Below are 6,445 nucleotides of genomic sequence, written 5' to 3'. Positions count from 1 at the left end.
ACCGCTCTTTACGACGCGATCAACGCGGACACCTCACAAAACACGCCAAACTGATCTGATCGGTCTTCAAGCAGATGTCAGTGATCTACAAACATACCCAATCCTGTGGGACCCCGTGTACCTTTATGCCGATAGACCCGAAGAGCGACGCGAGCAACTGCAACTCCATCTGTTGCTGCGCCGCGTCCTTCAGTTCCGAGATACGCAACAGCGGATTGTATCGATGGGTCCGGCGATCCTCAAAATCCGCGGGTGCAAAACGGAAGATTTTATCTCCCTGCTTGCGCCGGTGCCGCGCCGTGGCCTCAAAGTTTTCGCCTTTCACGTCCAACACTACGGCAGAACCTTCCCATGTAAGGAGATTCGGGATCACGAAACCAGTGGTCTTACCTCTGCCCGTCGGCGCGACGATCAGAGCATGCGGGAACGTCTTTGCGACAAGGTATCTGCCCCTGCGCCTCGGCTTGGACATCTTGCCCAGTATAAAGCCTGTGCCGGGCTTGCCGAAGAATCCGTTTTTCGAAAGCTCGCCGCTTTTCTGCCAATGGGTCAGGCCGAACTTTGTCAATGCCGATCCTGATACCGCAATGCTCATCAACAGACCTGCGATGCCAAATCCGGCCATGATCAGGTTCACGAGGCGAAAGTCATCAGGCCGATAGTCCCGCAGGTAGAAGTAGTTTTCAGCGAGATAGAAAAAGTCGATATCCGCTTGGAAGCCCAAGTCTTTGAAGGTCAGGACAGCGGACGACACGACATAGCCGATGGCGACGACCACCAGCGTAAGAAGAAAAACGCCAAAGGCGATACGACCCTTACCCATGGACTGGCCCTCCTTCGAGCTCAGAGTCGACCAAACGGTCCTTTTGAAGTTCGTACTGTTCTTCGGCAATCTCCTGCACGACCTCTCTATAGGCTTCCGAATTCGCCGTTGCCGCGTCCGATTGGAGATAGGCTTTTGCTGCGTAGAGCCGGTCTAGGCGGTCGTCCGACAGATTCTCCAACGCATCGCTGTCACCCTCGCGCAACCGCTCGATCTGCGCGACATCAAGCTCACGCTCGATCTGTTCACGATAGCTGAGGCGCTGTTCATCGGTTGCCAGCGACGGCGACACATCGTCCGACCGCTCGTGTTCCACCACGCGCCGGATTTCTGCATTGTCGATCCCTTGAGATTGATAGGGCTGCATCGCAAACCTAAACTCTCTGCGCCGCTCAATTTCGAACTCGTCAGCCTTCTCGTCACGGCTGAAATACCCTTCGTCATGGATCGACATGAATTCGCGCGTATCGTCACGCTGAAGACCGTCGAGCATCTGGTTGCCATACTTGTCGGCAGTATCACGCAAGATCGCATCGGCCCGCCGCGCTTCTTCTGGGCTTAGCTCACCGTTCTGACGGTCGAGCGAAAGTCGGGTGAACTCCGTCGCCAACGCCACACGCTGTTGTGTACTACCCCCATTTGCTTCCAACAAATAACGCTCTCTAACCAGTTGCTCAAACCGATCATCGGTGTAAGCCCGGCCATCGTCATTTGCGCCCTGTCGCACGTTGGTCTCAATCTCTGCGACCAGCTCGCGCCGCTCTGCCGCCGAAATACCGTCTGCCTCGGCCTGACGGATGCCATTGTCCAGCCGGTTTGCTTCAAGCGCAGCTTCGCGTGCCGTGGCATTCTCAGCCTCTTCAAGCTCGGCCTGGCGCAACTCCTGCTCGTTGTTCAAGCGGAAGCTCGTCTCATAGGTGTCACCCAAGCCTCGGGCGACGTGATCAGGCATATCCGGGTAACGCTCCTTGAAGTCGGACGCGACGGCCTCGGAAATGCTCTGATTGGCGGGCGCGCGGTCAAGAATGACCTCAATCTCACGATCAAGTCGATCCGCAAGCTCCTGATCTGTGATCCGCCCCCTGCCCTCTTCGTCGGCCCGATACACCGCACCAGGATCGGAGAGAATTTCGGGACGCGTTTCGAGATATTCCCGCTGCTCTGCCTCAATCCGGTCAAACGCGCGGTTTTCAATCTCAACGGCGCGGGCCTGAAGCTGCGCTTCGTTGACCCCCTGCCCTCTCAATTCCTGGCGCACAGCCCGCGTGGTATCGTCCAGACGCTCCTGATCAAAGTGGAAACGGATTTCGCGCGCCTCTTCAATCACGCCGTCATCGCGCAACACCTCCGCCCTTTCAAGCACGGTGCCCAACTCAACATGCACCTGGTTCAGCCGGTCGCGCGCAACCTCAAGATCGTGCTTGCGCTCCAGGTTCAAGCCCTGCGCCTCGGCAACTTTCGCAAGATCATCGGCAACCCATTGACGCTCCAGCGCCGCGTTTGGAGCGCCGGTCTCAATCCGGTTGACGACAGTATCGGTTCTGATTCCGGTCCCGCGCAAAGCGTTATAAATCTGGGCGCGCGTGCTGCCGTCCTGCAATTGTTCAACAAGCTCGCTGTTGATATTCGTCTCGGAATAAATCCCACCCTCTGAAGGCTTTTGCTCAAGCGTCACAGATCGCAGACCAAGCGGCTGCATCCGACGAAGGCCGACTTGGATGTCATTCAGCCTTCTTTCATTGGCCGCTCGCTCACCTTCAGGCAGCCGCGCGATGCGCGCCTGCACGTCCTCTACGGTTTCGGCGTACTGCCCTTTTAGGTCGTCAAAGTCCTCGGCGGCTCCCATGTAAATGTCTCCATCATGCTGAATGTGTGTTCCCTTGCCCAATAGCTCTGCCGCTTTCAGAAGGGCCTCGGAAATTTCTTCTCGGCTGTCGGCTGAGGCCTCCGCAGCGAGCGAGTGATAGACAAGTCTTGTGCTGGCAATCTCGGCCAGGGTCCGTGCAAGATCACGCCCTACCCGCTCTCTCTGTTCGGATTCACGCATCACACCGTTTTCAGCGCTCTGCTTGACAGCGTAGATTTCTCGCGTCCGAGGCGGATAGTGAACAACACCGCGATCAACCCGGCGCGTTGCTTCCAACTTCACGCCATACTTTTCGGCCTCTTCCACCATTGCGAGGCGGAAATCGTCGTAATTGAACCGATGATCACGACCCAGATAGAAAAACTCACCTTCCTGGGACCGTCTGTTCAAGACGATATGAGCGTGCGGATGATCCCGATCCTTGTGAACGGCAATCACATAGTCGAAATGGCCTTCATCGGTCTCAAAGAACCGCTCACATACGTCTGACGCGATGTCTCTCACGTCCTCCGACTTCGTACCTTTCGGGAACGACATGAGCATATGCGTCGTGTTGCCCATCTTCGGGCGAAACCCACTGTCCCACCGCTCTGCAAACCGATCCGTGATTTTCTTGATGTCTTTGTCTTCAAACTTGGTCTTCCCGTCGAAGGTCCCGCGACTATCCACGAAATGGGCCAACTTATGGTCGCGCGTGATGTAAGACAGCTGGTTGCTTAATTGGCCTTTGTTGTGCGTCCCGCCATTTTTGATCGCCTTGAAGACGGCCGACCGGTGGCCTCGCGCGGCGCGGTAGAGCTGCCCATGCTTTTTACTGTTGAGGCCTTGCATGGACCCGCGAATGCGGTCCCATCCCTCACGAAAAACCTCGCCGGTGACAGCTTCGACTGCGCTATTGCGTGCCAAGAGCAAACTCCCTTAACACATCGCTCACCGTCACAGTCATGGCGTCCTTGCGCCGCCGGATGAGCAGATCCGTTTGATCACCCATGTCCAGGATCAGATCAGCCAGCGCTCGGATCTCTTCGTACTGCCGGTCTGACCAGGGCGCAGGCATACCGCGTTTCTTCGCTTCGTTCATGCGCCTAGCGATCTGGGTGACATTGTTGCCGACCCGATTGAGTGCCGCACGGAACCCCGCCAGCTCACCGGACAGGTGGTCGTCTGGTACAAAAATTCCGTTTGTTGCCTGCATCAATGCCCGTAAGGCGTCCGCCCGACTGCCAAACCCATGCGTTGAAATCGCAAGATCAAACGCTGCCATCTCGTCCGGTGTCACGGTGACGCTTGCGGCGGCAGTTCTGATTCCGGTGTCGCGGCGTCGATCTTTTTCGCGCTTGATCGTGTAGTGGATCGTGCGGCGAGTAACACCAAATCGCGCCGCAAGACCTTTTACACTAGCGCCTTTCGCCGCCTCACGTGCAATCACCAGACGTTCGTCGGGTGTCAGAATTCGTCCTTTTGGCATACGAACAAAGAACCCCTATTTCCTGCCATCCTCATACATACCGACAGAATACAAAAATGCGGTATTGTGTCAATACTGCGGTTTTGTCATGAATGAGGAATGTATTCCGTTTCTCGCCGAGGTTTGCAAAACCAAGGCCGCCGAGCTATAAGCGAGGCCAGCCGATGACGGCTGTCAGAGGCGAACCCAACAGAACGCCCCCCTCAGGGCTGCAATCTGATTTCAGCACCCCTACCCTACCAGACCATCGAGAAGACCGCCACACGCCGCTCTGAGCGCCCCTGATGGCCATTTCCGTTCTTGACCGACCTCTAATCTTGCAATGACCCCGGCAAATGGATCGGATCGCCGCAGCGAACACTGCACCGCCAACACTGAACAGCGAACACTATTCCCCGCGCATGCGACAGCTGACATTATGCCACCAACAACGCACAACTGACCGCTATCCTTGAACACTATACCGCAAACCCCGCGCACTATGTCGCGCACACTGTACAGCCGACAGCGGACAACAAACAACGTGCCGCTATCACTGTGCCACACACATTGTGCACTAAGCACTGTCCCGCGAACCCCAGTCCGCGCACCGCATACAGCGCACATCGCACACTGCGCAGCTTACAGCGGACACTGCACATACGACACTGAACACTTGACACTATGCCACCGACAACCGATAACGGTCCTAAAACAACCAACAACGAACACTGAGGCCGAGCACATGCCAAATGACGATATGAAAGTGATTGCCGTGATGTCCCGAAAGGGGGGAGCGGGTAAAACCACACTGATCCGCGCGCTCGCAAGCGCTGCGATGAGAGACGGCAAGCGCTGCATCATCTATGACACTGATCCCCAGCAAGGGATGATGAACTGGGCAACAACAATCGGAATTGATGATCCTCTGCTAACGGTTGAGCATCTTGAATTTTCAGATGAACTCGGCACGAAAACCGATGAAGTCTATGAAGAGGGCAACGTCGACTACATCTTTGTCGATACAATGGGCGCTGCCGGTGCATGGGCGGATGACCTGGCTGCAGCCAGCGATGCAATTTTGCTCCCCATGAAGCTCAGCATGGATGACTGGAAAAGCACCAATGACACCTTCGAGTGGTACAACGGCCTTGCTGAACGCGCGGAAGACCCTTCGGCCCTACCGTCTTTCCACGTCGTCCTCTCCGATGTCCCTGCGAAACAGAGCAAAACCGAACTGGAATTCGAAGATCGCGCGTTCGAAGCGTTCCCAGTCATTTCCAATTTCTTCATGTCGCGAAAACAGCATCGAGAAGCCTCGAAGAAAGGACTTCTCCACACTCTCGCTCAAGCGAAGAGAAGCGCAAAGAACCCGCTTACGAGAGTCCATGCCAAACACTTCGAAGAAGCCTTAGAAGAAGCCGCCGCAATTCTTAAAGAAGTGACGGGGGCAGCATAATGCCAAGAAAGCAACGCACAAAAATCGCAGGCTCCGATCCGAACTATCACTCTGATCTTCCTAGAAAACCAATCGCAGAAGCCACGCCAGCAATCAAACCAGCTCCTGAAACAGCGACTCCTGCAGCAGCTTCTCCCAAGGACGCTCCCAAACCGCGCAAACAGCGACAACCCGCTGCGAAGCCGAAACCAGCTGTGGCGAAGACCCAAGAAGATGCGCGGCCTGAACCTAAAGCCAAATCCACCAAGCACGCACCACCGAACGCCCCGACACGCGAGATACACCTGACAGCTGCGGTCAAACGCGATCATGGTGACCTGATTGCTAAACTTGCGACCAAAGGCATCGATCCAAAAGTGCCCGTCCGCTTGGCGGGTCGTAAAGCGGTCCAACTCTTCGAACCAAAGCGCGAATTTATCGAGAAGCCAGAAGCCGATAGGCTCCCGCTTCGCGACGGATATCAGACGACAAAGCGCGTTGACGCTGAATTGATTGATCATCTCCGCACTGAAAATGATCCTTACGGCCTTTCGTCCGACACAGCCATGCTTCGCGGGCAATTCGAACCGCTTTTCTGGAAATGCCTCGACGAAGTTCTTGAAGAATTATCATCAAAATGAGCAACGAAATCCCGCTGAAGAGCGGGATTGAGTAGGGCAGGGGTCAACGCGCCCTCCGCTTCGCTCTAGGTGTGAGCTTTCAACAGGTTGTGAGCTTTCAACAGGTTGTCCATTCGATCCAGACCGAGTTGGTTGGAGTTACCAAGCACCAACCCTATTCGGAGGGATCGAATGAACATTCACAGCAATGCCAGACTGACACCTTTGGGTCGAGCGCGATTGGTGCGTT

At 55.7% G+C, this 6,445-nt stretch carries 4 protein-coding genes and 1 pseudogene; 2 read left to right on the top strand and 3 right to left on the bottom strand.

Annotation, left to right across the window (positions count from 1 at the left end; translation table 11 throughout):
• Positions 1-139 precede the first annotated feature (139 nt).
• From Q0C28_RS17685 to Q0C28_RS17675, 3 genes and pseudogenes are all read right to left on the bottom strand, one after another.
• Positions 140-823: pseudogene (locus Q0C28_RS17685) on the bottom strand (type IV secretory system conjugative DNA transfer family protein); the annotation flags it as partial.
• Complete coding sequence (locus tag Q0C28_RS17680) at positions 816-3,596, bottom strand: relaxase/mobilization nuclease domain-containing protein (RefSeq protein ID WP_293577787.1); 2,781 nt, start codon at positions 3,594-3,596, stop codon at positions 816-818. The gene Q0C28_RS17680 and the pseudogene Q0C28_RS17685, both read right to left, overlap by 8 nt.
• Positions 3,583-4,158, bottom strand: coding sequence for a helix-turn-helix domain-containing protein (locus Q0C28_RS17675; protein WP_293577785.1), 576 nt, complete (start codon positions 4,156-4,158; stop codon positions 3,583-3,585). The genes Q0C28_RS17680 and Q0C28_RS17675 overlap by 14 nt, the downstream gene beginning before the upstream one ends.
• A gap of 724 nt (positions 4,159-4,882) precedes the next feature.
• Here Q0C28_RS17675 and Q0C28_RS17670 point away from each other — a divergent pair.
• Entirely contained in the window at positions 4,883-5,596 is a 714-nt protein-coding gene (locus tag Q0C28_RS17670) for an AAA family ATPase (protein ID WP_293577784.1), read from the top strand.
• Positions 5,596-6,216, top strand: a complete 621-nt coding sequence (locus tag Q0C28_RS17665; protein WP_293577782.1) for a hypothetical protein — start codon at positions 5,596-5,598, stop codon at positions 6,214-6,216. Before Q0C28_RS17670 ends, Q0C28_RS17665 begins: the two co-directional genes overlap by 1 nt.
• The last annotated feature ends 229 nt before the right edge of the window (positions 6,217-6,445 follow it).

This window comes from Phaeobacter sp., from assembly GCF_022825805.1.
Classification (GTDB): Bacteria; Pseudomonadota; Alphaproteobacteria; order Rhodobacterales; family Rhodobacteraceae; genus Phaeobacter.
Note: the sequence above shows the minus strand (reverse complement) of the source record. Positions and strands in the feature narration are given on the sequence as shown.

Bases quoted from the DNA above. Each gene is read 5' to 3' on its own strand.
- Q0C28_RS17675 (WP_293577785.1), bottom strand. From the start codon at position 4,158: ATGCCAAAAGGACGAATTCTGACACCCGACGAACGTCTGGTGATTGCA.
- Q0C28_RS17665 (WP_293577782.1), top strand. From the start codon at position 5,596: ATGCCAAGAAAGCAACGCACAAAAATCGCAGGCTCCGATCCGAACTAT.
- Q0C28_RS17670 (WP_293577784.1), top strand. From the start codon at position 4,883: ATGCCAAATGACGATATGAAAGTGATTGCCGTGATGTCCCGAAAGGGG.